This window comes from Daejeonella sp. (assembly GCF_030695525.1).
Classification (GTDB): Bacteria; Bacteroidota; Bacteroidia; order Sphingobacteriales; family Sphingobacteriaceae; genus Daejeonella.
In genome coordinates this window covers 18,386-41,404 of sequence record NZ_JAUYSS010000049.1, presented here as the reverse complement: position 1 = coordinate 41,404, position 23,019 = coordinate 18,386, and the positions used below count along the sequence as shown (strand labels likewise).

The following is a 23,019-nucleotide window of genomic DNA, read 5'->3' as shown; positions in this document are numbered from 1 at the left end:
AATTTATCTAATGGAGACGCGTTTTCCTGATGATTATTGACAAAAACAGAATGAATATGAAGAAATTTAATCCATCAAAATCGGCATTAAAAATGCATGATGATACCTCCAGATTAAGAACAGGAGATGAAGCTGAGGTAATGAATGCAGGTTTAGAACCTCAATTTTCAGATTCGATGAAGCGTCGTAAATTTCTGGGTATGGGCCTTTTAGGTTTTGCAGGTTTGACTCTGCCCCTAAGTTCCAAAGCAGAAAATCAGAATTCCGTTGAGAGTTTTATAAAGGAAGCTATTGCACCTTATGCAGATCAAACAACCAGCCAGACAGATAGTATACAGGAAAAAATTCAATTACTTCAGGAGGCATTGGCAAAGAAGGATTACAGAACAGCCAGATCCCTGACCAATTCAATCAGAATATCGGAGATCCAGTTGCAGGCGGAAGAAGAGAACTTTGGAACACCCCATGTAGCTGCAAGCCAGTTTGGAACAGTGGCTTCACTTCCCACAGCCTGGAAAAACTGGGCAAAAGGATGGAATTACTACAAGGTGGTCAGTCTGGAAGAAAAAATAGGAACTCCTCGTAAAGCTGAACCTGTAGAAGTTTTGTTGAGTTTCCAGGCTTCTCAGACAGCTTCCCTTACACGCGAAATACGGGTAGCCGAGATTAGGGATGGTGTATTAACTGAAGTGATTTCTCAGGTTTTCTCTGAGGTACGCAGAGGTTCTGAAAAGATATGTAAATTGTTATTCCTTGCCGATAATCAGGGAAAAGAGAAGAGACATTATGTCGTTTTTTACGGTAATCCGGATGCTGAATTGCCTGATTATCAGTCTGATTTAAAAGTGACCGGAGAAGGCTACGGTTTAGATATAGAAAATGAATTCTTTACAGCAATTCTATCCAAACAAACCGGACAACTTGCGCGCATGATCTTAAAACGTGAGCATGGCCTGGAGATCTATTCTGGAGGTCAGGGTCATGGCGAACCAGCCGGAATAGATTGGGCTCATGATTATGTATCTGATGAGGGATTTCAAAAAATGCGTATTTCTTTATGGGATGAGTGCCCCGATTTTGAAGTAGTTAAAGGGCCAATCTGTACGATTATCCGCCGCTGGGGATTCCCTTATTCACCTGTGCATCCATTATTCTCACCGGCCCGTATGATCATGGATATAGAGTATCGTTTTTATGCCGGCTTGCCTTATTTTCATAAGTTTGGTCATATGACTGCTGTCAAGCAATTCTCTCCTGCAGCTTTAAGGGATGATGAATGGGTAATAACTGGTCAATCATTTACTGACATGTTATGGATGGGCCCGGATGAAAAATTAAAAACAGGTAATGTTCCTGCAGAGTTAAGTGATCAATTATGGGGAATCGGTTTTTTCAATAAAGATACCAAAGACTCCTTTTTCGGATTTTTCCTTGAGCACCATGCTGAAGGTTTAGGGGCCGAATTAGCCCATAACGGTTCACCTAATTTACATTATCAATGGCATGGACAGATCTGGAGCCGGTATCCGGTTCCAAAAACTATTAAGACTATCCCAAAAGGAGCTGTTTTACATCAAAAGAATGCCTATGTAACCATACCATTTACCCTGAAGGATGATACTGCTAAGATTGAAAATCTAAGACAGGAACTATTGAATCCATTAAGCAGATCAGGTGCTGAACTACCAAAGGGAATAGTTGCAAAAGAAAGTCCGCGTCGTCTTGCCCGGGCTTCAGAAGCTCAGGACAGTCCGATTAATAAAGCATTACTATGGGAAGCTTTATTATTGGTAAAAGATCCACAATTGTATAAATCAGATATTAGTATTGTTGATTTGGGATTGGTTTATGATATAGCAGTACGGGGTAGTGTAGTAAAAGTTACCATGGCCATGCCACACAGGGGGCGCCCACTCGGAGCCTATTTTACACACAGTTCCAATGTGGTTCATTCTTCTGTATCAAAAACAATGATGGAAGCACTGTATGCGGTGCCGGGTGTCAAAAAAGTAATTATGGAGCAAACATGGTATCCTTTATGGAGTGTTAACCTGCTTACAGATGCAGGAAGAAAGAAACTGAATCTTTAAGCTTTTTATAAAAATACCTTTATGTTTAGCCGGCTCATCATTGAGCTGGCTATCCTAAAAAATGATCCTGTCCATTTAGTTTCACAACAATTAAAATCCCTGTTCCATGTCTGGCCGAAAAATAAAAAATTACCGCTGGCTCATATTAACCTTATTGGTTTCTGCCACTACTATCAATTACCTTGACCGGCAAATACTCGGTTTATTAAAACCAACCCTTGAAATAGAATTCACATGGACTGAAACAGATTTCGCCTTTTTGGTGATGGCATTTACAGGTGCTTATGCTGTAGGTTTGATTTCCTGGGGTTGGTTTATTGATAGGATTGGTACCAAACCGGGATACATCATTTCTGTAGCAGCCTGGAGTATTATGGGCATGCTGCATGCGGCTGCCCGGAGTGTGACAGGCTTTGGTCTGGCAAGGATTGGTTTAGGCTTAACAGAAGCGGGGAATGTACCTGCGGGAATGAAAACGATTGCCGAATGGTTTCCACGCAAGGAGCGAGCCTTAGCTACTGGTTTATTTAATGCGGGTACCAGTTTTGGTATTATCATCGCCTTGATTATTGTTCCCTTGATTTTGAGCAATTTTGGCTGGCATGAAGTGTTTCTCATAACAGGCTCCATTGGTTTCCTGTGGCTGATAGTCTGGATATGGGTGTATAATGTTCCTTCTAAACATAAGCGCTTAACAGAAGAAGAGTATAATTATATTCATGATGGGCAGAAGCTGGATGCTGCTGCTGAGGAAGAAGTTGTAAAGATAAAATGGTTCAAACTTTTTACTTATCGCCAAACCTGGGCCTTTATCACCGGAAAGATCTTGCTAGACCCGATTTATTGGTTTTTTATGTTCTGGCTGCCTTCTTATTTTGCTTCAACCTTTAAGCTGAATATGGCGAATTTGAGTCCTGAATTGATGATTATTTATACGATGACTGTTTTGGGAAGTGTTGGAGGGGGGTATTTTTCATCCTGGCTTATCAAAAGAGGCTGGCCAACTTTAAAAGCTAGAAAAACTGCGCTTTTAATTTTTGCAATTATGGAATTAACCGTACTTTCAGCTCAGTATGCAACCAATGCATGGATGGTGGTTGGAATCCTCAGTTTTACCCTGGCAATACATCAGGCCTGGAGTACAAATATATTCACTTTGGTTGTTGATCTTTTTCCTAAACAGGCAGTTAGCTCAGTAACAGGTATAGGAGCAATGTCAGGAGCAGTAGGAGGGATGTTGTTCCCATTATTTGTTGGTTATATTCTGGATAGTTATAAATCTGCCGGAAATTTAATCGGCGGCTACAATCTGTTATTCATTATTTGCGGATTGACCTATCTGTTTGCCTGGACAATCATTCATTTATTGACCCGGAAATCGGATGTTGTAAGTTTACATGAATTGGTTGAACATGATTTTAGTAAAAATTAATTATATAAGACCTGTATAATCTGTTTGCAGCGGCAGGTAATAAGACAAAAGAATAAAATACAATCCCGCAGGTGCGGGGACATTAAAAAATAAACTAAATACTAATGAAAATTGAATTCAAAGATCAGGTGGGAATTATTACCGGAGCAGCCTCTGGTTTAGGTCAGGCAATTGCCTTGAAATTATCCGAAAAAGGAGTGAAACTTGCATTATTCGACAGGGATACCAATGGCTTACAAAAGACAAGAAACCTTTTAGCAGGGGAGTCTGAAATTTATGTTTTGGATATTACGAATGAAGCAGAAGTTGCAGAATCAATCAAAAAGGTCAATGATCGTTTTGGCCGCATTGATATTCTGGTCAACTGCGCCGGTATTGTAGGAAAAACCAATATCCTTAGTCATGAAGTAGAGGCTGAAAATATGCAGTTGGTTCTCAATGTAAATCTGATGGGTTCATTTTATACTTCCAAATACGCCATACCTGTAATGCTAAAAAATAAATACGGAAGGGTGCTTCATATTGCATCCATCTCTGGTAAGGAAGGAAATGCAGGTATGCTCGCCTATTCTACCTCCAAGGCCGCTGTTATCGGGATGACAAAAGTTCAGGGTAAGGAATATGCTGAAACAGGTGTTACTGTCAATGCACTGGCACCTGCTGTTATTCGTACCGCTATGGTTGAGGCCCTTCCCGATGAGCAGGTGAAATATATGACTGATAAAATTCCAATGAAGCGTTGTGGTACTCTGGAAGAAGCTGCGTCAACCGCTGCCTTCATCGTATCACCTGAAGCAAGTTTTTCTACTGCATTCACGTTTGATCTTTCAGGAGGCCGGGCGACTTATTAAATTAAATAAACAACACAATTAATTAATAATTATGTTTTGGGATCAACTAACATCCGTTCAGCTTGCTGAAGCGGATAAACAAACTCCGGTTCTGTTGAACATTGCTGCAATTGAGCAGCATGGAGCTCATTTGCCTGTTGCCACCGACAGGATGATCGGTGAATATTTTTCAGGCTTGCTGAATAAGGAGCTTGGGGATAAAATATTGATTCTGCCTATCGTTGCAGTAGGCTGCTCGGATCATCATATGGGTTTCTGTGGAACACTTACCCTCAGTCACACCACTTTTTCGGCAGTTGTTAAGGAAGTCATTCAATCTGTTTTAAACCATGGTTTTTATAATATTATTCTACTGAACAGCCATGGCGGAAATCAGGGCATTATGCAGGTCATTATTGAACAGCTAGGCTTTGCCAACCCGAATGCCCATATTCTTGGTGCTTCCTGGTGGAACGTTGCAAAAGAAGAACTATTAAAAATCACAGAAACAGGTCCGGGGGGTACCGGCCATGCTTGCGAATTTGAGACTTCTTTGATGAAAGTTATTGCCCCGCACTTAGTTCAGGAATCGCTGATTAAGCAGGGAGCCAATGTATCGGCTTTTTCTTCGGTTGAAGGAGATTTGTTATCCGGTCCCAAAATTTCTTTTTATCGTACAATGAAGGAGCTGACACCCAATGGTGTTTACGGAAATCCGACCAAAGCTTCTGCAGAAAAGGGTATTCGTATAGGTGAATGTGTTACAAGCGCTTTAAAACAACTGGTAATGGATGTCTATAAACTGAAGGAAAGAAAATACCTTAAATCCTGATTGCTAAGGTTCTGATTTATTTATTGAATTTTTATAAAACTGAGTTTGATATAGGACAGGATAAAAGATAGGGTTATAATTATTCAAAGAAGGCTCTGGAGCCAGAATAATTTGATTTTGGAAAGCAATACCTGTGTGTTATACGTTAGTTCAGCCCTTTCCTCCGGAGTATTTCCGGCAAGAAACCGCTTTCCCCTCTGGTCGGTGTTCTCACCGTACCAAGCACGATCATATCATTGGTCGTTGATAACACCAACCACAGGCGGATAGCCGGAAACTACTTCCTACGGCAAGGTTTAATTTACACGGAGCTATTTTTCATCTTGACGGGCAGCTCGGCAGAAGGACCATTTGCCTTTTGAAATAAACCCGGGTGGCAGCTCTAGCTTTTTTGCACTACTGATTTTCATTATAGCTATTAAATCTATTGCAAAAAACTAGGGCAGAACACGGGACTGGCTGTACCGAAGAAGCATAGACCCTGATTTCTAAAACAATAGAATACCTTCAATTTTTAAAGTACTTATGCCAGGTTTTATTTTGAACTCATATTATAAGGTATAGGACCTTTGTATCTTACAAAGGTCCTATTTTATTTTTCCGGACATTATTCTTCAGATTTATTTTTAAGCGACATCAGCAGGGTATAGGCTCCTTTTATCACTATTTCTTTGTCAGAAAAGGCAGCACTATTGATCAGTTCTACATATTTATTCTCTTTAACACCGGTTTCAACAGTCTTCATCTCAAATTCCCTTTCCCCCTTTTTAACAAATACATAATCCAAACCTTCGAAGCGAACAATGGCATCTTCAGGAATAGCAAGGGTTTCATGGCTTTTTATTTCAATCTCCGCATTCATATACATTCCGGGTACTAAGGTTTTGTCAAAACTTTCAAAATGACAATGCACTTCTGCAGTTCTTTCTGCACTAAGATCTCCGGTAATCAGGCTGATTTCACATGGATACTTCTTATCGGGCTGATTATTGGTATAAGCTATTAATTTTTGTCCCTTAGAAAGTTTAGCCAGATCCTTTTCAAATATCTTCAGGTTTAAATGAATATTTGAGGGGTCGATAATTTCAAAAAGTATATCTGATGGATTTATAAATCGTCCGATATTAACATTAACCTTCGAAACGGTTCCAGCAATAGGCGAATAGATAGGAACAGTTCTTGAGATATTATTCTCCGAAATATTGTTTGGATTAAGATTGATCATGCGCAGTTTTTGGGCAAGTGAGTTTAAGCTTATGCTTAAATTACTATAGTCCATCTGTGCCTGCTGGAAGATCTTATCACTACTCGCTTTACTTTGATTTAGCTCCCTTTGACGGTCCAGCTCTGCTTTACTAAACACCAGCTTCGATTTGGTAGTAAGATATTCCTGTTGAAGCTGTATGTATTGCTGATCTTCCATTATTGCAATAGTTTCACCTTTCCTTACCTGCATACCCGGGATAAGTTTTGATGACTTTAAATATCCGCCTAGAGGCATTGAAATTGATATCATGTTTTGGGGTGGTACATCTATTGTACCACTTGCCCTTAATATCGATGCAATACTTTTATACTCCGGTTTCCCGAGTACAATTCCAGCCGATTTTAATTGAGCCTCATTCAGACTCACTATATTTGAATTTACATTTGCATCTTCTTTAGGCTCTTCCGTTGGATTCTTGGTTCCGCAGGCTGCTATGATTAAAATGGCAGTTATTATTAAATACTTTTTCATCTTTATATTTTTTGTTTTTTAAAGGTGATGAAGCTATCATGATTTGATAATTATTCCCCTTCGGGTTTAGGCAAAATCATGATGGGTTCATATGATCTTATAGTTTTGAGCCTAAATAATTTAAATTAATAATGCTTTCATTCAAAGCTTTTACGAGATCCAGGTAATTATTCCGGATAATTATGGCCTGGTTATTCAACATCACCCAATCCAAATAGTTGATCTCACCATTAATAAATTGTAAATCTGCCGTCTGACTGATGGTTCTTGCCTCAGGCAGGGTATTCTGTTCAAAATAATTGGCTGCCTCTAAATAGCTTTCATATTGTGATAGGGCACTATGATATTCGTTTTCAATTATTTGAAGTTGATGCTGGTAATCATTATCAGCCATCATTTCACGTACTTTGGAAGCATTTACCCTTGCTTTCTGTGCACCGGCAAATATGGGTATACCTATTCCGAAATGACCCGTATTAAAGCGTTTTGATGGAGAATAAAATAGATTATCTGCACCGGTACCCTGAATACTTGTATTGAAATAACCAAGACTGAGATCAGGAAGCATTTTGGATCGTTCCAGCCGGGTATTTGCGGCTGTGATTATCTTTTGTTGATCAGAAATTTTCAGTAGGGGATGCTCTCCTAATGCCTGAAAAGATATCATTGCCGGAAGATCCATTCTTAATGAGTTTTCCATTGGTTCAAATTTATTCGCAGAGTTTAGAACTAAAGCCAGTTGTAGTTTTGCCAGATGAATCTCTTCCTGTAAGGATTTTAACTGCAGAAAAATTCCACCACGCTGGCTTTGTGCAGTGGCTTTTTCCAAAACATTGCTTTCACCTGTTTTAAATCTTAAATTGGCCTTTTTCACAAATTCTGAATAGATACTGTCTGCCTGTAATAGTAGTTTTTGCTTCTCATTCAGAATAACAATGCTTTGATAGATTTGCGAAACTGTCTTTTTGATTTCAGCTTGTTTTAATGAAATACCTAATACTGACGATTTCCATTCTTCATTCAGAACCTTTTTTTGATTGGAATAGACAGTTGGGAAACTAATAGACTGGCTTAAACCGAGTCGGTTATCATTATAGATACTGTTAATCTGTCCAAATTCTGTACTTAAATTCGCCTGCGGAATATTAGCAGATGAGCTAATCAGCTTTTGCTGGTATTCTGCTTTTAGCTTTTCATTTTTAACAGCTAAGTTATTCTTTAATGCGGTGTCGATAGCAGCCTGAAGACTTATCTGCTCCTGCCCATTAGCTTCCAAAATACCTGAACATGCTATCACCAAAAGTAAAGCGGCAGGTATCTTTGAAAGTTTTGTTTTTCCTGTTTTCTCAAAGATGATATACAGTATAGGTAAAACGAATAAGGTTAGCAGGGTAGCGAGCATCAAGCCCCCAATAACCACCGTGGCCAATGGTTTTTGAACTTCAGCCCCGGCTCCGCTGCTCAGGGCCATTGGTAAAAATCCTAATGATGCTACAAAGGCAGTCATCATTACCGGACGCAAGCGTGTTTTTGTTCCCATAAGTACGATTCTGTTAAGATTTCTTAGTCCGGATGCTTTAAGCCTGTTGAATTCCGCAATAAGGACAATTCCATTTAAAACTGCAACTCCAAATAATGCAATGAAACCAATTCCGGCACTAATACTAAAGGGCATCCCGCGAAGTGCCAAAAAGAAAATCCCTCCGATTGCTGATAAGGGTATGGCCGTGTAGATTAGTAAGCCTTGTTTCACTGAATGGAATGCAAAATAGAGTAGTACAAATATCAGGAGTAAAGATATCGGGACTGCAATCATCAGCCTTTGCTTAGCCGCATTGAGGTTTTCAAATGCGCCACCATAAGTGATATAGTATCCTGTAGGGAGTTTTATCTGTTCATCAACTTTCAACTGCAGCTCATTCACAATACTCTGAACATCGCGCCCTCTTGCATTAAAACCTACAACAATTCTGCGTTTTGCATCTTCGCGCTGTATCTGATTCGGACCATCCTTTATTTCTACCTGAGCAAGTTGATAGAGTGGAATATTGCTTCCTTGTGGAGTAGGAATTAATAAACTCCTCACATCTTCCAGATTTTTCCTCTGTTCGGTATTTAGCCTCACAACAAGATTAAAACGCTTTTCACCTTCAAAAACAAGTCCGGTGCTTTGTCCGGCAAAAGCAGTATTGATAACTTTATTGATATCAGATATTTTCAAACCATACTGGGCAATTGCAGCTCTGTTATATGCAATAACAATTTGCGGCATTCCTGTCACGGGTTCAATAAATAAATCCTGGCTACCTTCAACAGTATTTACAATTTTACCCAAATTGTCTGCATAGCTTGCCAGTGTATCCAGATCTTCACCGAAGATCTTCAATACTATATCCTGTCTCGCACCAGTCATTAATTCATTAAAACGCATTTGAACAGGAAATTGAAATCCAGTGGTAATTCCCGGCACATCCTCAAGAGCTTTACCCATTTTTTCTGCCAGTTCATTAAAAGTTTTTGCAGACGTCCATTCCTTTTTGTCCTTAAGAATGACCATCATATCACTTGCTTCCATAGGCATCGGATCAGTAGGCACTTCTCCGCTTCCAATTTTTGTTACAACTTTTAAAACCTCTGGGAAGCGGGTTTTGAGTATATGCGCTGCTTTTGTAGTGCTCTCAATAGTGGTGTTAAGATTACTTCCAGTTAATACCCGGGTATCAACTGCAAAATCTCCCTCCTCCAGTGCCGGAATGAATTCTCCGCCAAGACTTGTAAGTATTACTATCGCCAGGATAAAAAGTGCAATAACAGCTCCAAGTACCATCTTTGGGAAGCGTAAGACTTTGGTAAGTAAATTCTGGTAAAATTCTTCTATTTGGGTCATAACCCTATCAGACATATTGGGTTTATGTTTAATTTTTTTACTTAAAAACCAGGCACTCATCATCGGAATATAAGTCACAGAGAGAATAAATGCTCCCAATAGTGCGAATGCAACGGTTTGTGCCATGGGTTTAAACATCTTACCTTCAATACCCTCTAAGGTTAGAATAGGCAGATAAACAATCAGGATAATTATTTGTCCGAAAACAGCACTATTCATCATTTTACTTGCTGATTTCTTTACTTCATCATCCATATTCTTCTGGGTTAGGCGATTTAGAAGTCCAAACCTGTTGCCATGTGATATCTGATGCATAACTGCTTCCACAATAATAACAGCCCCATCCACAATCAAACCAAAATCCAATGCTCCTAAACTCATCAGGTTACCACTGACTTTAAAAGTATTCATCAGAATAATTGCAAAAAGCATGGATAATGGAATTACGGAGGCAACCAGTAAGCCAGCCCGGAAGTTTCCAAGAAAAAGCACCAGAATAAATACAACAATCAAAGCTCCCTCGAGCAAATTTGTCTCTACAGTAGAAATGGCATTGTTTACCATTTTTGTCCTGTCAAGAAAAGGTTCAATTACTACCCCTTCTGGTAGGGTTTTCTGAATTAAGGCTATTCTTTCCTTTACATTTTTGATAACCTCACTGCTATTGGCATCTTTAAGCATCATGACAACGGCCCCCGAGACTTCACCTTCATCGTTATAAGTCATAGCACCATATCTTGTGGCATACCCTATATTAATTTCAGCCACATCCCTGATAAATACGGGCGAGCCACTTTCCGTGCTTTTTATGCTGATGCTTTCAATATCTTCTATCGAGCCAATAAGACCTTCAGATCGAATAAAAAGAACAGTGGGTCCTTTTTCAATGTAAGCTCCTCCCGTATTTTGGTTATTTTGTTCAAGAGCATTGAATACATCATGAATGGTAATATTAAATGATTGTAATTTATACGGGTCAACAGTTACTTCAAATTGTTTTAACTTTCCTCCGAAACTGCTAACCTCGGCAACTCCTTCTACACCAAGTAGTTGACGTCTTACAATCCAGTCCTGAATAGTCCTGAGTTCTGTTTCATCATATTTTGATTCATAGCCTTTTTTCGGCCTCACCACATATTGGTAGATTTCACCCAGACCGGTAGAGATTGGACCTAGTTCTGGGGTTCCTATACCCGGAGGAATTATGGTTTGTACCTGTTGAAGACGCTCAGCTACCTGTTGCCTGGCCCAGTAAACATCTATTTCATCATTAAAGACGATGGTTACCAATGAAAGACCAAATCTGGAAAAGCTTCTGATCTCTTTTATTCCTTTAATATTACTATTTGCCTGCTCGATTGGAAAGGTTACTAATCGCTCAATATCAGTTGCACCAAAAGAAGGAGCAACTGTGATTACCTGAACCTGATTATTTGTGATATCCGGTACGGCATCAATAGGCAGTTTGGTAGTTTGAAAACCACCATAGATAATCAGTCCGATGACAAACAGTCCAACAATGAGTTTATTCCTTACGGAAAACCCTATAATTGCGTTTAACATATCTTGTATTGTTTAACAATTTTTAGAATAATATAAATCTACCTGATCCTGAAAATTGGACCGGTAAGAGAACTTAATTAAATTGCTAAACTTGTTTTGGCGGCTGCCAGATATTGGAAAGATAGGTGGAATTGAAACTAATATTTTCCAGAAGATTATATTCATTTAAATCAATCACTACAGGCCGGGTAAGTGTTTGAATAACAGGATTGTGTATGAATGTCAAAATAATATTATGGATAGAGCCATCATGAGATTTAAATGGCAACTGCATGTCCTTGTCATGGTCGGCATAAATGATATCATTATTGGTATAATGCATGATCAGGAAGTCCCAAATGGTAGTTCCCTGATTTAAGTTTTTATGCTCCATGAAGTGTTCTGCGAGCAAAGGTATCTTCAACACCTGATAAAGTTCAGTTGTTGATATCAGATAGGCTGAAATAAGTATGATGGATAATAGCTTTTTCAATATATAAAGTTACAAAAAAAATATCTCATTTTCATTTTTGTATGCTAGTACGCTAAGTAAATCGTCTTTAAATTTAACAAGCTATCAATACTTTTACAGTCTCCTATTTGGTTTAAGTGCAGGGATTGGAAATCATCAACAGAAACTTACTCTAATCTGAAAGTTTTACATCATTTCTTTTTTATTGCTCCCTTAATATCCAAATCCTTTATCCGTGCCCTTACCTTACTCATAAACACATCGCCCGGATCAGTTTTATTAGTGAGATAGTTCGGGTCTTTTTCTTTCCATAGCGGATGACCAATAAAGGATTTGTATTCATGGTGACCAATCACATATTCAATAGCATACTTTTTTTTGAGGTACCTGATTAGTGCCACATTCGCTTCAAGCTGTTGATCCGTCAGCGGAGCATTACTGCCCCCCACATTTTCTACACCAATGGCGCAATAGTTAAGTCCAATGGTATGACGGGCAAAGGCGGTTTCAGGTAATTGTCTGAAAATGACACCATCACGATCCACTAGAAATTGTGCGGCCACATTTAAACTGCTGGCCCCTGCAATTCCACTTCTTGCACCTGGCAGAAGGGCGGGATTCATTACATCGAAGGATTGTTCAAGAGTCGGGATAGCGGTCCAATGAAGTACAATCATTTTGGGAACAATCGTAGCAGAATCCTGTATTATTCCATGTCGTTCTCTAAGGTATTCTACCGAGAGTTTTTTTCTAAGCTCATCAAATACAACTGGCTTATTAAATGTTCTGAAGGTTTGTGCAAAAGCCTTATGAATTGGCATGCTGAACGAAAAGAGCATCAATATTAGGAGAATTGATTTATTGTGATTTAATTTCATGCTTTATGAACATTAATTTATTTGTAAATGTAACACTATCGATCTTATTTAAACAGGCTATTTCTTTACTTTAGTGTAAGGTTTGAGGAAATTCCAGCCGGTTTGTTTTATATTGAACCCCAAATGATTTTGTTATATGATATCAACCAATTCCGGAAATGAGGCAAGAGAACTAAAGTCAGATAATATCATTCAGCGTATATCTTCCATCGATATTTTAAGAGCCATTACAATGGTACTCATGATTTTTGTTAATGATTTTTGGTCGCTGACGGATATTCCTGAAGGATTAAGACATGTAAAAAGAGGGGTGGATGGTATAGGCTTTTCAGATGTGATTTTTCCGGCTTTTCTCTTTATTGTAGGACTTTCATTGCCTTATGCAATTGAAAACAGGATTAGAAAAGGGGATAGTACAGCCGGAATTGTTCAGCATATATTATTCAGGACACTTGCCTTGCTAGTTATGGGAGTGTTTCTGGTTAATGGGGAGACTGTCAATGCTGCAGCAATGGGTATACCTGTCTGGCTCTGGTATCCGCTTAGCTGCTTGTGCTTTATTTTGATTTGGAATACTTATACTAACAAAATTAATAAGGTATTGGTAAATATCCTGAAGGTTTCGGGGGTCATTACCCTGATATTTCTAGCTTATAGCTATCGCGGAGGGGAGAATGGAGAAGTTCGTTTCGCAAGCCAGTGGTGGGGTATTCTTGGTCAGATAGGCTGGGCTTACCTTGCCGGCGCTTTGGTTATGGTATTCTCAAAGAATAATTTCTATGCACTCTTTTTTGCCTGGTTCTTTTTTTGTGTATTGAGTATGGTAAATAAAGCAGGCCTGATTCCCGGAAGTATTGCCGAATATCTTCCAAATGCTATTTTGGGAGGTACATTGCCCGCACTCACAATGGGAGGGGTTTTGACATCTTATGTATTCAGGTATTATATTAAAACCAATGATCGATGGCGACTAACGATCATATTTCTTATTGCTTCATTGGTCTTAATTGCTTTATCCATAATTACCCGCCCATACTGGGGACTTGCTAAACTTGGTGCTACTCCGGCATGGTTATTTCTTTGCTCTGCCTTTACATTACTCGCCTTTACCCTGATTTATTGGGTAGCGGATGTCTGGAAAAAGAATAATTGGTTCTATTTTATAAAGCCTGCGGGTACCGATACCCTGCTTTGTTATCTAATACCATATTTTGTTTATGCACTTGTCAGAATTGTCGGGTATAAACTTCCGGATCTTTTTTTGACTGGAGGCCTTGGTTTATTGAAGTCCTTTTGTTTTGCGTTATTATGTGTATTGATTACCCGTTCCCTTAATCGGATTGGTTTAAAACTTAAAATTTAGCTTTTTAAGGGGATGTTTTGGAATTCTGGAGAAATCAAAAGCAGCGAAACCGTAGTGTAACAAAAGCGTAACGTTTTTATGACTTTAAAAAGATTAATAGCAATAAGGCAGCTTATTCAATTTTTTTTCATAGAATTATAGATTCGTTTATGGCAGCATTTTTTCCATGATATTAAACCGATTTTCCGGGGTCTCAATGGCAAGCATTTTCTGAATACAAATCCTTTTTTAATTAATTTTTAACGACTTACTAATACAGGTAAAATTATGAGTAAAACAAACACACACGAGATTCTTCAAAGTGCGGCATTCAAGAAACTTGTTAAAAACAGATGGAATGTTTCTTTATCCTTCACTTTCATCATGCTTTTTGTTTACATAGGTTTTTTACTTTTCGTAGCTTATGATAAAGAAACCCTTAAAATGCCAATTGGTGACTCTCTGAATTTAGCAATTGTTGTTGGTTTAGGAATTATTCTGTTTTCCTGGTTAATTACAGGGGTATATGTTTATTGGGCGAACAATTATTACGATGAGGCCGTAAAGGAAATCAAAAAAGAACTTATTTAAATCTATATACATCTATAAAATATATGTCTTTGAACTTATTACTACAAATCAGCCCGGAAGTCACCCCGTCTACATTGGGAACTGCAAATCCGGTATCGATCGCAATCTTTTTCGTTTTTGTTGCTGTCACACTTTACATTACTTACTGGGCTGCTAAAAAAACAAAAACAGGGTCTGAATTTTATGCCGCCGGAAGGAATATTTCCGGTTTTCAAAATGGCCTTGCATTAGCAGGGGATTACATGAGTGCTGCCTCCTTTCTAGGTATTGCAGGGATGGTAGCTACTATGGGTTATGATGGATTAATCTATTCTATCGGCTTTCTTGTTGGCTGGCCGCTAATCATGTTTTTAGTTGCTGAACCACTCCGGAATCTAGGGAAGTACACTTTTGCTGATGTGGTGGCTTTTCGATTAAAACAAAGGCCTATCCGTATCGCTGCGGCAGCAGGATCATTAATGACCATTTCGTTTTATCTTATTGCTCAGATGGTTGGAGCCGGAAGTTTGATCAAAACCCTGTTCGGCCTTGATTATGAAATAGCAGTTATAGTAGTTGGTATAGTGATGACTTCCTATGTACTTTTTGGTGGAATGCTTGCAACTACCTGGGTGCAAATTATCAAAGCTGTTCTACTACTTTCAGGCGCTACAATACTCGTTTTGCTCGCAATGGCTAAATTTAATTTTAGTCCGGGTGAATTATTCCAATCTGTAAAATCCCAGTATGGTGAAAATATGCTTGCCCCGGGAGGCTTTATTACTAACCCATTTGATGCGCTTTCACTCGGTCTTGCACTGATGCTTGGAACTGCTGGTCTTCCGCATATATTAATGCGCTTCTATACCGTTCCTGATGATAAGGCAGCCAGAAAATCAGTTTTCGTTGCGACCGGCTTCATCGGATACTTTTATGTTTTAACCTTTTTTATCGGATTTGCTGCCCTTGCATTGGTTGGTAAAGATGCAATCTTAAGTCTGGATAAGGGAGGAAATATGGCAGCACTCCTGCTTGCTGAGAATACAGGCGGAAGTGCATTCCTTGGTTTCATTGCTTCGGTGGCATTTGCAACGATACTTGCTGTGGTAGCAGGCCTTACTCTTTCTGGTGCTTCAACCATTTCACACGACCTTTATGTACACGTGGTTAAGCGTGGTGTTTCTGATGAAAAAGGTGAAATGAAAGTAGCAAAGAGAGCAACCATATTTTTAGGTGTACTTGCAGTAGCTTTAGGCCTGATGTTTAAAGGTCAGAATGTTGCATTCATGGTTGGACTTGCATTTTCAATAGCAGCAAGTGCTAATTTTCCTGCATTGCTGATGTCAATCATATGGAAAGGATTTACCACTAAAGGTGCTGTATGGTGCATGATAACCGGCGCATCCCTCGCATTGATTCTGATTGTTCTCAGCCCTACAGTAATGGTAGATATCATGGGCAATTCAGAGGCTATTTTCCCTTTGAAAAATCCTACCATCGTATCAATGACCCTGGCCTTTGTGGTGGGTATTGTTGTCTCATTGCTACAACCAGAAAAAGAAGCAGCCGATTTGTTCGAGAGTGAAAAACTTAGAACCTATCTCGGTCACGGTTCTGAAAAATAATCGATGTCTGATCCGCCCCGGGGCCGATCAGACATTTTTTTTAATATAAATACTTATAATATGAAACGCAGAGACCTTCTAAAAGGTTTAACAGTTCTTCCATTAGCCGGAGGGATTTTATCAGGACAAAGTGCAAGTGGTTCAATTTTGCCTTCTGGAGCCAGCACAGCAGTTGCTACAGCTGCAAAAAGGGATTTATTCAAGGAATTAGGTGTGCGGACATTCATTAATGCCAGAGCTACCTTAACGTTTATGACCGGATCGTTGATGCAGGATGAGGTGCTTGATGCAATAAAAAATTCATCAAGAAGATATTGCATGCTGGATGAACTGCAGGATAAAGTAGGGGCCAAAATAGCTGAATTGTGCCATGCTGAAGCTGCAACAGTAACTTCCGGGGCATTTTCTGCTATTATGCTTGGGACTGCCGGTGTACTATCCGGGATGGATGCCAAGAAAGCTGCAATGATTCCTCATTTGGAAGGCAGTGGTATGAAAACAGAGGTTATTTTACAGAAAGGCCATAATATTGGTTATTACCAGGCGATGAAAAATTGTGGAGTAACTATGGTTTGGGTTGAGACCCGCGAGGAACTTGAGCGTGCAATAAACGATAAAACAGCTATGATGGCCTTTATGAATTGCAATACAAATTCCGGGCAGATCAAACATCAGGAATGGCTGGAAGTTGCAAAAAGGCGCAATATTCCAACGCTTATTGATATAGCAGCCGATGTCCCTCCAATTGAAAATTTTTGGAAATTCAACGATATGGGCTTTGATTTGGTATGTCTTTCAGGTGGTAAGGCAATTCGTGGTCCACAGAGCTCAGGAGTACTGATGGGCAAAAAAGATCTGATTGCCGCAGCCCGTTTGAGCGCTTCACCCAGAGGAAGTACCATTGGTAGAGGTCATAAAGTAAATAAGGAAGAAATCCTTGGATTGTACGTTGCGATCGAAAAGTTTATCCGAACTGGTGATGAAGAATGGAAGTATTGGTTGAAACAGATTGCCCATATCGAAAATGCCGTTAAAAACATTAAGAGTGTTAAAACCCGTGTTTTTATACCCGAAATTGCTAACTCAACTCCCAATCTTGAGATCTCATGGGATCCGGCTGTCCTTCCACTTACCGGTAAGCAGGTGCAGGAAAGACTTAGTCAGGGAGAACCGGGTATTGAATTAAATTCCGGGAAAAATAACATCTCGCTGGTTACCTTCATCATGGTACCGGGTGAAGAAAAAATAGTAGCTGCACGAATAAAACAAGAATTATCTAAAGCCTGATCCAAGTCAGACAGGGTTCAAAACCCTGTCTGACTTTTTTACTTCACCACCATATCCGAGAACGGTATCACATATGCCTGAAGGAAGACAAATAACCCCACCAGTGCAGCCAAAGCAATACTATGGAAGAAAACATATCGAAGAATCTGTCCCTCATGTCCGTACCAGTTTGTTGCGGTACTGGCTACAACAATACTTTGTGCATCAACCATTTTTCCCATAACACCCCCTGAACTGTTTGCGGCTGCCATCAAAATCGGACTGACATCGGTTTGTTTTGCCGTTATGGTTTGAAGACTCCCGAATAATACATTGGAGGCAGTATCAGAGCCCGTTAGCGCCACTCCAAGCCATCCCAGCATGGTTCCGAAAAATGGATAAAGTACCCCTGTTTTTGCAAGGGCAAGCCCGAGCGTGGCATCTGCCCCCGAATATTTGGTTACATAGCCCAATCCGAGCATCGCTGCAATAGTTATCAACGAGAACCTGACCCTCCACAAGGTCTGAAAATATATCTTCAGCATTTCACGAATAGAATAGCCTATTGCAAAGCCTGCAATTATGCTTGCAACCAAGATGCCTGATCCTGTTGCCGATATCCAGTTAAGTTTGAAAACAGCCTCTTCAGTTTTTGCCGGTTTATCAATGCTTGGAACCGGTGCAATAGGAGGGGACCGTTTCACCAGTTTATGCAAATATGAAACCTGATACTCCGGCGCTGATATCGAGTTTAATGAATTTTTAACTGTCGGAACACCCCAGGCAAAGATGAATATCGTAAGAATTACCCATGGTGTCCAGGCACGTACCATGTCTTTTGTGGAAACTGAAACCGGGTCTGCAGCTATTGGAATCACATCATCAGCCTTTGGTAACTCCCATATTGTTTTTGGCTGCCAGAACTTTAGCAGAACAATAATTGAAACGATGGAAGCAATAGATGCAAATATATCGACTAACCATGGTCCATGGTAATTTGATACCAGAAATTGTGTCACAGCAAAAGATAAGCCGGCAGTAAATGCAGCAGGCCATACACCCATCATGCCTCTGAAACCTGCCATTGCCCAAATAACCCAGAAAGGAACTATGAATGAGAATAATGGCAGTTGTCTCCCAACCATTGCAGATAGCTTCAGAATATCAATATCTGTTACTGCGGCCAAAGCTATAATTGGAGTTCCCAGTGCGCCAAATGCCACAGGGGCTGTGTTGGCTATCAAAGACAGTCCGCAGGCCGCAAGGGGCCTGAAACCAAGCTGTATCAGAATGGCTGCTGTAATGGCTACCGGAGTTCCGAAACCTGCTGCACCTTCAAAAAAAGCACCGAATGCAAAGGCTATCAGAATAACCTGTATTCTCGGATCTGGTGCAATTGTTGACAAATGCATCCTTATTAAGGTGAACAAACCTTTGTTGACAGTTAACTGATATAGAAATATAAGATTAAGAACGATCCAGCCGATGGGAAACAAACCATAGGCACTTCCATAAAGGGTAGTTGCAGCAACGGTTTGAACAGGCATCTGATATACAAATAGTGCAACTCCAATAGCTACAACTAAACCAAAAACAGCAGCCAGATGAATCCGGATATGGAATACAGCAATGGATCCCAGAAGTACAATTATCGGAAGTGCAGCCAGAACTGTGGATAAAAGGGCATTATTTAGCGGATCATAATTTTGAGACCAGATTTGTTCCATTTTTTAGTTTTTAGTTTTATGATTATCGGCTTACAATTTAGAAAAAAATTGAATAGAAAATCCCCGGAATTGATGATTTGAAATCGATACCGGGGATATGAATAAATTACTTTAAATTATTTTTTTGGAAGAGTGATTTTCCATATTCTACCGCCATCAGAATTTGCCGTTCCATGCTCCATGACATAAATTTTATTGTCAAGCATTACTGCATCTACCGGTGCATTGAAATTGTTAACCAAAGTAGTTGTCTTCATGTAAAAATTATCGGCAGCGGAATTATAAGACATATCCAGATGCATCAGGTCCTTCCCGGATTTTCTTAACAAATTAGTTCCCGGACGGTCAGAGCCTCCGCCATACCTGAAAACAAACCCATCCCCTTTAAATTCTGGTGAAAGTGCATTTTTTACGTCGAAAACCAAGCCCAGAGGCACACTATGGGCATTAAATGTGCTAACAGTTCTTCCGGTTATATCACCATCAACAATTTTACCGGAAGCTATATCCCTGTATTCATTAGCATCAGGTCCCAGATTCTGAACTCCGGGCGAAAATTTAACGCCTTCCGGGATTTTTGGAAAATCAGGGTCATCTCTGAAATATTTTACAATCCAGGCATGTGAGCCGGGTCCAATGAAAGGATCCTTTGCTGGATCCGGCTCCCATGGAGAAAATTGCTGCGGATTCTCAACTCCGGCCATTTGCCAGGGGAACCCATAGTGGTGGCCCTGCCTGATCCAGAACATTTCTTCCGATTGATCATAATCGCCCGAATTTACAACCCCAAAAAGATTTCCCTTCCGATCGAAGGTCATATCATAGGCATTTCTGATACCTTCTGCATATAGATAACCGTCAGCTTTTAACTTTGCTGCATCAGTACTTAGAAGCAAATTTTCAGCATTTACAGGAAAGCGGAATACATTGGCTGTAAGGGCATTGTCACGCGCATTTGGGTAGGCACCTTTATTGTCCTGAACTTCGCCATGATCAGTTCTGGCTCCGGAGTTTACATAAATGAATTTTTTATCCGGACTGATAACCAATGCGTTCCAGCCGTGATCAAATGTGGTCGCATTAGTCCCATATTCAACAGTATTGAATACTTCTTTTAATTGAGGTTTTGCTCCTGAGAGTTCATATTTTACCATTCTCCCTTTGGTTCCTTTGCCTTCATTTACACTGATATTACCACATAAGAATAAGGTATTCCCCAAAAATGCAGCACCCTGTAATCTTGTGATTCCATGATCTTCAGCACTGAATTCCTGATGTTCTTTTGCCCTGGGTGTATCAAAATCCGATATTCTGAATACATTGCCATCAAATGTGGAGTACCAGAATTCACCGGTTTTTTGGTTCAGGATTAACCTAACTCCCAGTCGCCCAATATCCATTACCTTTTCTACAGTTATATCGGCCCGTAAGGATATTGGAGTCTTTACCGGCGCTACAGTTCTTGGGTTGGTTTGTTGTGCAATACTGAAAAGTGAACAAGAAAAAAACAGGGTTAGCAGCCCTGTTTTTCTTAATGTGCATCGAATGGTGCCCATAAATATTGGTTAAGTGTTAATGAATCTATCAATTTGCTGCTGGTCTTGCAGGTCTGTTCCTTGGAACATTAGGAAGTATATTTGGCTCTGCAATTGCATTTAAATTATACACAATTCTACCTTCTCTGATGGTCATTTCAGTTTCTAGCCTGTTTTTTCCTGCAATTTTACCATCCCGGGCATAATAACCGAAGTTGCCTTCCCTTAATGTGAAGATGGCTACATCAGCATCAGCTCCAACAGAAAGATTTCCTAGTTCAGGTCTTTTTATTTGTTGGGCAGGATTCCAGGTACTTGCTTTGATTACGCTTTGAAGATCCATACCCATTGCCATAAATAATGACATAATGTTTGGCATATTCTTCATCGCATTGTTCATACTTCCGGTGTGAAGGTCAGTGCTTATTGAGTTAGGATAAAAGCCACTTTTAATGGCCGGAGTTCCCTGATTGAAAAGAAAGCTTGAACCGCCAAAACCAACGTCAAATATAACACCTCTGTTCTGTGCCTTGATTACATATGGTTTTACTTTATTGGTTGTGACATCAACAATTGATTCGCGACCATTCGGACTTGTACTGCCGTTTCCGCCAAAAGCATGAGTATATATATCGCCGGGGCGGAATTTTACATTAAATAATGAATCTAATGGCAGGAATGGAGTTGCACCGCCAAAGTCAACAATTACCGGAAGGTTTGCAAGACGACCAGCTTCCATTAAACGGTCTGTTGGAACCCAGGTACGACCATTGAAGTGGGCAAGTTTAAATCCAACAATATCCTGAGGATATTTTTTTGCCATTTCAGCTGCTTTTTGAGGATCCATCTCATTGATGTCATTTTCATATTTACCACCTGCCATACCCTGGCCAACAATGTTTAAAAACGCGAGTACACGGGTTTGAGACTTTTCGATTGTTTGCTTTTTATATAATTCAAAAGTTTTCCATCCCGGACTACCGGCATCTACCACAGTAGTGACGCCCGCTGGGAATGTAAACCCATCAGCAGGTAAACTTGCAGGAGCATTCATATAGGCCTCCCCATCATGTCCCCAGAAAAAATGAACATGAATGTCGATTAATCCCGGCGTTACATACATTCCTTTAGCATTTACAACCTGCACTCCATCCGAAGCGTTGATGTTTTTCGCAACAAGGGCAACTTTCCCATCCTTAATGGCTACATCCATCGCAGTATTGATGTTATTTTTTGGATCAATAACATGTCCACCTTTGATAACAATGCTATATGGCTTTGGTGATTGTGCCTGAACGCTGAAGAATACAGAGAAGATCAGGGCGAAAATAAAAAGATGTTTTTTATTCATTTTGCTCGTTTTAGATTGATTTTTATGATTGATTGTTTTTTAATATTAAACCATTAGCAAGATTTTAATATTTCTGGCCCAGGTTTTACTAATAATATTAAGTGTCAATTTATGAATATATCCCCTAGTCTGTTAATTAATATTTTTTTTGTTACAGAAGGATGTGTTTTTTAACAATTTCTATTTTAAAAAAATATTTCTTCGCAGAATTTGGCTTAGGCTCTCCTGCAAATTTTGATTTTAACTTTTTAATTAATAGTTTTATCATCCGTATGAGTGAACATTTAAAAACTGAGGATGTAGAATTGATGGATCGGCTACGGTCAGGAGATGATATAGCACTTCAGCTTATTTACAAAAAATACTGGAATCAATTATTTTCTTCAGCATTCAAAGTCTTGCGTGAACAGCAAGTATGTGAGGACATCATTCAGGACATATTTATTAATCTTTGGAATAAACGGGAAATAATTGAAATTAAAGTATCCCTGAAATCTTATCTTTTCGCTTCAACCCGTTATGAGGTTTACCGACAGATTCGTTTCAGCTCAGTGCGTGAAGATTTATTCGAGAATATATTTGAGCGTATGGAATCTCCTTCAGAATATGGTAATATCGAGCATCGTGAACTTCTCTCCCAAATAAATTCAATTGTTGATAAGCTTTCTGCAAAATGTAAGGTGGTTTATAAATTAAGCCGGGAAGAACAATTATCCCATAAAGAAATCGCTTCCCAACTTGATATTTCGACTAAAACTGTTGAAAATCACCTGAATAAAGCACTCCGTCAACTGAGAATATCTCTGGGCTTATTTTAATTTATCCCTCTTTAGCAATTCTATTTACTGCTTTTTTTAAACATTAACTGAAATTTTTATTCTCTGGAATCATTATTCCCTTGA

The 23,019-nt window shown here is 39.5% G+C and carries 16 protein-coding genes; 9 read left to right on the top strand and 7 right to left on the bottom strand.

All coding sequences use genetic code 11. The annotated features are described in order from the left end of the window. Positions 1 to 56 precede the first annotated feature (56 nt). The 4 genes from Q8S11_RS11835 (at position 57) to Q8S11_RS11820 (ending at position 5,184) form a co-directional block, all read left to right on the top strand. A complete protein-coding gene (locus Q8S11_RS11835) occupies positions 57 to 2,090 on the top strand; it encodes a metal-sulfur cluster assembly factor (RefSeq protein WP_305662315.1) in 2,034 nt (677 codons plus the stop codon). A 106-nt stretch (positions 2,091 to 2,196) separates the two neighbouring features. Then, positions 2,197 to 3,522: an MFS transporter gene (locus Q8S11_RS11830; RefSeq protein WP_305662314.1), complete on the top strand. Its 1,326-nt coding sequence runs from the start codon at positions 2,197 to 2,199 to the stop codon at positions 3,520 to 3,522. A gap of 104 nt (positions 3,523 to 3,626) precedes the next feature. Then, entirely contained in the window at positions 3,627 to 4,373 is a 747-nt protein-coding gene (locus Q8S11_RS11825; protein WP_305662313.1) for an SDR family NAD(P)-dependent oxidoreductase, read from the top strand. 31 nt (positions 4,374 to 4,404) lie between these two features. Next, the gene (locus Q8S11_RS11820; RefSeq protein WP_305662312.1) at positions 4,405 to 5,184 is read left to right on the top strand and encodes a creatininase family protein; all 780 of its coding nucleotides are present in this window, start codon (positions 4,405 to 4,407) and stop codon (positions 5,182 to 5,184) included. A 607-nt stretch (positions 5,185 to 5,791) separates the two neighbouring features. Here the strand turns inward: Q8S11_RS11820 and Q8S11_RS11815 are convergent. The 4 genes from Q8S11_RS11815 to Q8S11_RS11800 all read right to left on the bottom strand — a co-directional run bounded on the left by Q8S11_RS11815 (position 5,792) and on the right by Q8S11_RS11800 (position 12,701). Beyond that, a complete protein-coding gene (locus Q8S11_RS11815; RefSeq protein WP_305662311.1) occupies positions 5,792 to 6,922 on the bottom strand; it encodes an efflux RND transporter periplasmic adaptor subunit in 1,131 nt (376 codons plus the stop codon). Between the two features lie 97 nt (positions 6,923 to 7,019). Further along, a complete protein-coding gene (locus Q8S11_RS11810) occupies positions 7,020 to 11,372 on the bottom strand; it encodes a CusA/CzcA family heavy metal efflux RND transporter (protein ID WP_305662310.1) in 4,353 nt (1,450 codons plus the stop codon). 85 nt (positions 11,373 to 11,457) lie between these two features. Continuing rightward, positions 11,458 to 11,844, bottom strand: coding sequence for a hypothetical protein (locus Q8S11_RS11805; RefSeq protein ID WP_305662309.1), 387 nt, complete (start codon positions 11,842 to 11,844; stop codon positions 11,458 to 11,460). 170 nt (positions 11,845 to 12,014) lie between these two features. Further along, positions 12,015 to 12,701 (bottom strand): peptidoglycan recognition family protein, encoded by a 687-nt coding sequence (locus Q8S11_RS11800; protein ID WP_305662308.1) that lies wholly within the window; start codon positions 12,699 to 12,701, stop codon positions 12,015 to 12,017. A 136-nt stretch (positions 12,702 to 12,837) separates the two neighbouring features. Here Q8S11_RS11800 and Q8S11_RS11795 point away from each other — a divergent pair, with 136 nt between their 5' ends. The 4 genes from Q8S11_RS11795 (at position 12,838) to Q8S11_RS11780 (ending at position 17,525) form a co-directional block, all read left to right on the top strand. Then, complete coding sequence (locus Q8S11_RS11795; RefSeq protein WP_305662307.1) at positions 12,838 to 14,064, top strand: DUF5009 domain-containing protein; 1,227 nt, start codon at positions 12,838 to 12,840, stop codon at positions 14,062 to 14,064. Between the two features lie 267 nt (positions 14,065 to 14,331). Further along, positions 14,332 to 14,634: a DUF485 domain-containing protein gene (locus Q8S11_RS11790; protein ID WP_305662306.1), complete on the top strand. Its 303-nt coding sequence runs from the start codon at positions 14,332 to 14,334 to the stop codon at positions 14,632 to 14,634. 29 nt (positions 14,635 to 14,663) lie between these two features. Continuing rightward, positions 14,664 to 16,238: a sodium/solute symporter gene (locus Q8S11_RS11785; RefSeq protein WP_305662305.1), complete on the top strand. Its 1,575-nt coding sequence runs from the start codon at positions 14,664 to 14,666 to the stop codon at positions 16,236 to 16,238. Between the two features lie 60 nt (positions 16,239 to 16,298). Beyond that, positions 16,299 to 17,525 (top strand): aminotransferase class V-fold PLP-dependent enzyme, encoded by a 1,227-nt coding sequence (locus tag Q8S11_RS11780; protein WP_305662304.1) that lies wholly within the window; start codon positions 16,299 to 16,301, stop codon positions 17,523 to 17,525. A 38-nt stretch (positions 17,526 to 17,563) separates the two neighbouring features. On the opposite strand, the gene Q8S11_RS11775 is transcribed toward Q8S11_RS11780, so the two are convergent. The 3 genes from Q8S11_RS11775 to Q8S11_RS11765 form a co-directional block, all read right to left on the bottom strand. After that, positions 17,564 to 19,231: an L-lactate permease gene (locus tag Q8S11_RS11775; protein ID WP_305662303.1), complete on the bottom strand. Its 1,668-nt coding sequence runs from the start codon at positions 19,229 to 19,231 to the stop codon at positions 17,564 to 17,566. Between the two features lie 116 nt (positions 19,232 to 19,347). Beyond that, on the bottom strand, positions 19,348 to 20,787 hold the full coding sequence (locus Q8S11_RS11770) for a sorbosone dehydrogenase family protein (RefSeq protein ID WP_305662302.1): 1,440 nt from the start codon (positions 20,785 to 20,787) through the stop codon (positions 19,348 to 19,350). A 28-nt stretch (positions 20,788 to 20,815) separates the two neighbouring features. Next, complete coding sequence (locus tag Q8S11_RS11765; RefSeq protein ID WP_305662301.1) at positions 20,816 to 22,117, bottom strand: amidohydrolase/deacetylase family metallohydrolase; 1,302 nt, start codon at positions 22,115 to 22,117, stop codon at positions 20,816 to 20,818. Between the two features lie 272 nt (positions 22,118 to 22,389). Here Q8S11_RS11765 and Q8S11_RS11760 point away from each other — a divergent pair, with 272 nt between their 5' ends. Beyond that, the gene (locus Q8S11_RS11760) at positions 22,390 to 22,935 is read left to right on the top strand and encodes an RNA polymerase sigma-70 factor (RefSeq protein WP_305662300.1); all 546 of its coding nucleotides are present in this window, start codon (positions 22,390 to 22,392) and stop codon (positions 22,933 to 22,935) included. The last annotated feature ends 84 nt before the right edge of the window (positions 22,936 to 23,019 follow it).

Excerpts from the sequence above, each read along its gene's own strand:
- Q8S11_RS11835 (WP_305662315.1), top strand. The coding sequence starts at position 57 with ATGAAGAAATTTAATCCATCAAAATCGGCATTAAAAATGCATGATGAT.
- Q8S11_RS11830 (WP_305662314.1), top strand. The coding sequence starts at position 2,197 with ATGTCTGGCCGAAAAATAAAAAATTACCGCTGGCTCATATTAACCTTA.
- Q8S11_RS11825 (WP_305662313.1), top strand. The coding sequence starts at position 3,627 with ATGAAAATTGAATTCAAAGATCAGGTGGGAATTATTACCGGAGCAGCC.
- Q8S11_RS11820 (WP_305662312.1), top strand. The coding sequence starts at position 4,405 with ATGTTTTGGGATCAACTAACATCCGTTCAGCTTGCTGAAGCGGATAAA.
- Q8S11_RS11815 (WP_305662311.1), bottom strand. The coding sequence starts at position 6,922 with ATGAAAAAGTATTTAATAATAACTGCCATTTTAATCATAGCAGCCTGC.
- Q8S11_RS11810 (WP_305662310.1), bottom strand. The coding sequence starts at position 11,372 with ATGTTAAACGCAATTATAGGGTTTTCCGTAAGGAATAAACTCATTGTT.
- Q8S11_RS11800 (WP_305662308.1), bottom strand. The coding sequence starts at position 12,701 with ATGAAATTAAATCACAATAAATCAATTCTCCTAATATTGATGCTCTTT.
- Q8S11_RS11795 (WP_305662307.1), top strand. The coding sequence starts at position 12,838 with ATGATATCAACCAATTCCGGAAATGAGGCAAGAGAACTAAAGTCAGAT.
- Q8S11_RS11790 (WP_305662306.1), top strand. The coding sequence starts at position 14,332 with ATGAGTAAAACAAACACACACGAGATTCTTCAAAGTGCGGCATTCAAG.
- Q8S11_RS11780 (WP_305662304.1), top strand. The coding sequence starts at position 16,299 with ATGAAACGCAGAGACCTTCTAAAAGGTTTAACAGTTCTTCCATTAGCC.
- Q8S11_RS11775 (WP_305662303.1), bottom strand. The coding sequence starts at position 19,231 with ATGGAACAAATCTGGTCTCAAAATTATGATCCGCTAAATAATGCCCTT.
- Q8S11_RS11770 (WP_305662302.1), bottom strand. The coding sequence starts at position 20,787 with ATGGGCACCATTCGATGCACATTAAGAAAAACAGGGCTGCTAACCCTG.
- Q8S11_RS11765 (WP_305662301.1), bottom strand. The coding sequence starts at position 22,117 with ATGAATAAAAAACATCTTTTTATTTTCGCCCTGATCTTCTCTGTATTC.
- Q8S11_RS11760 (WP_305662300.1), top strand. The coding sequence starts at position 22,390 with ATGAGTGAACATTTAAAAACTGAGGATGTAGAATTGATGGATCGGCTA.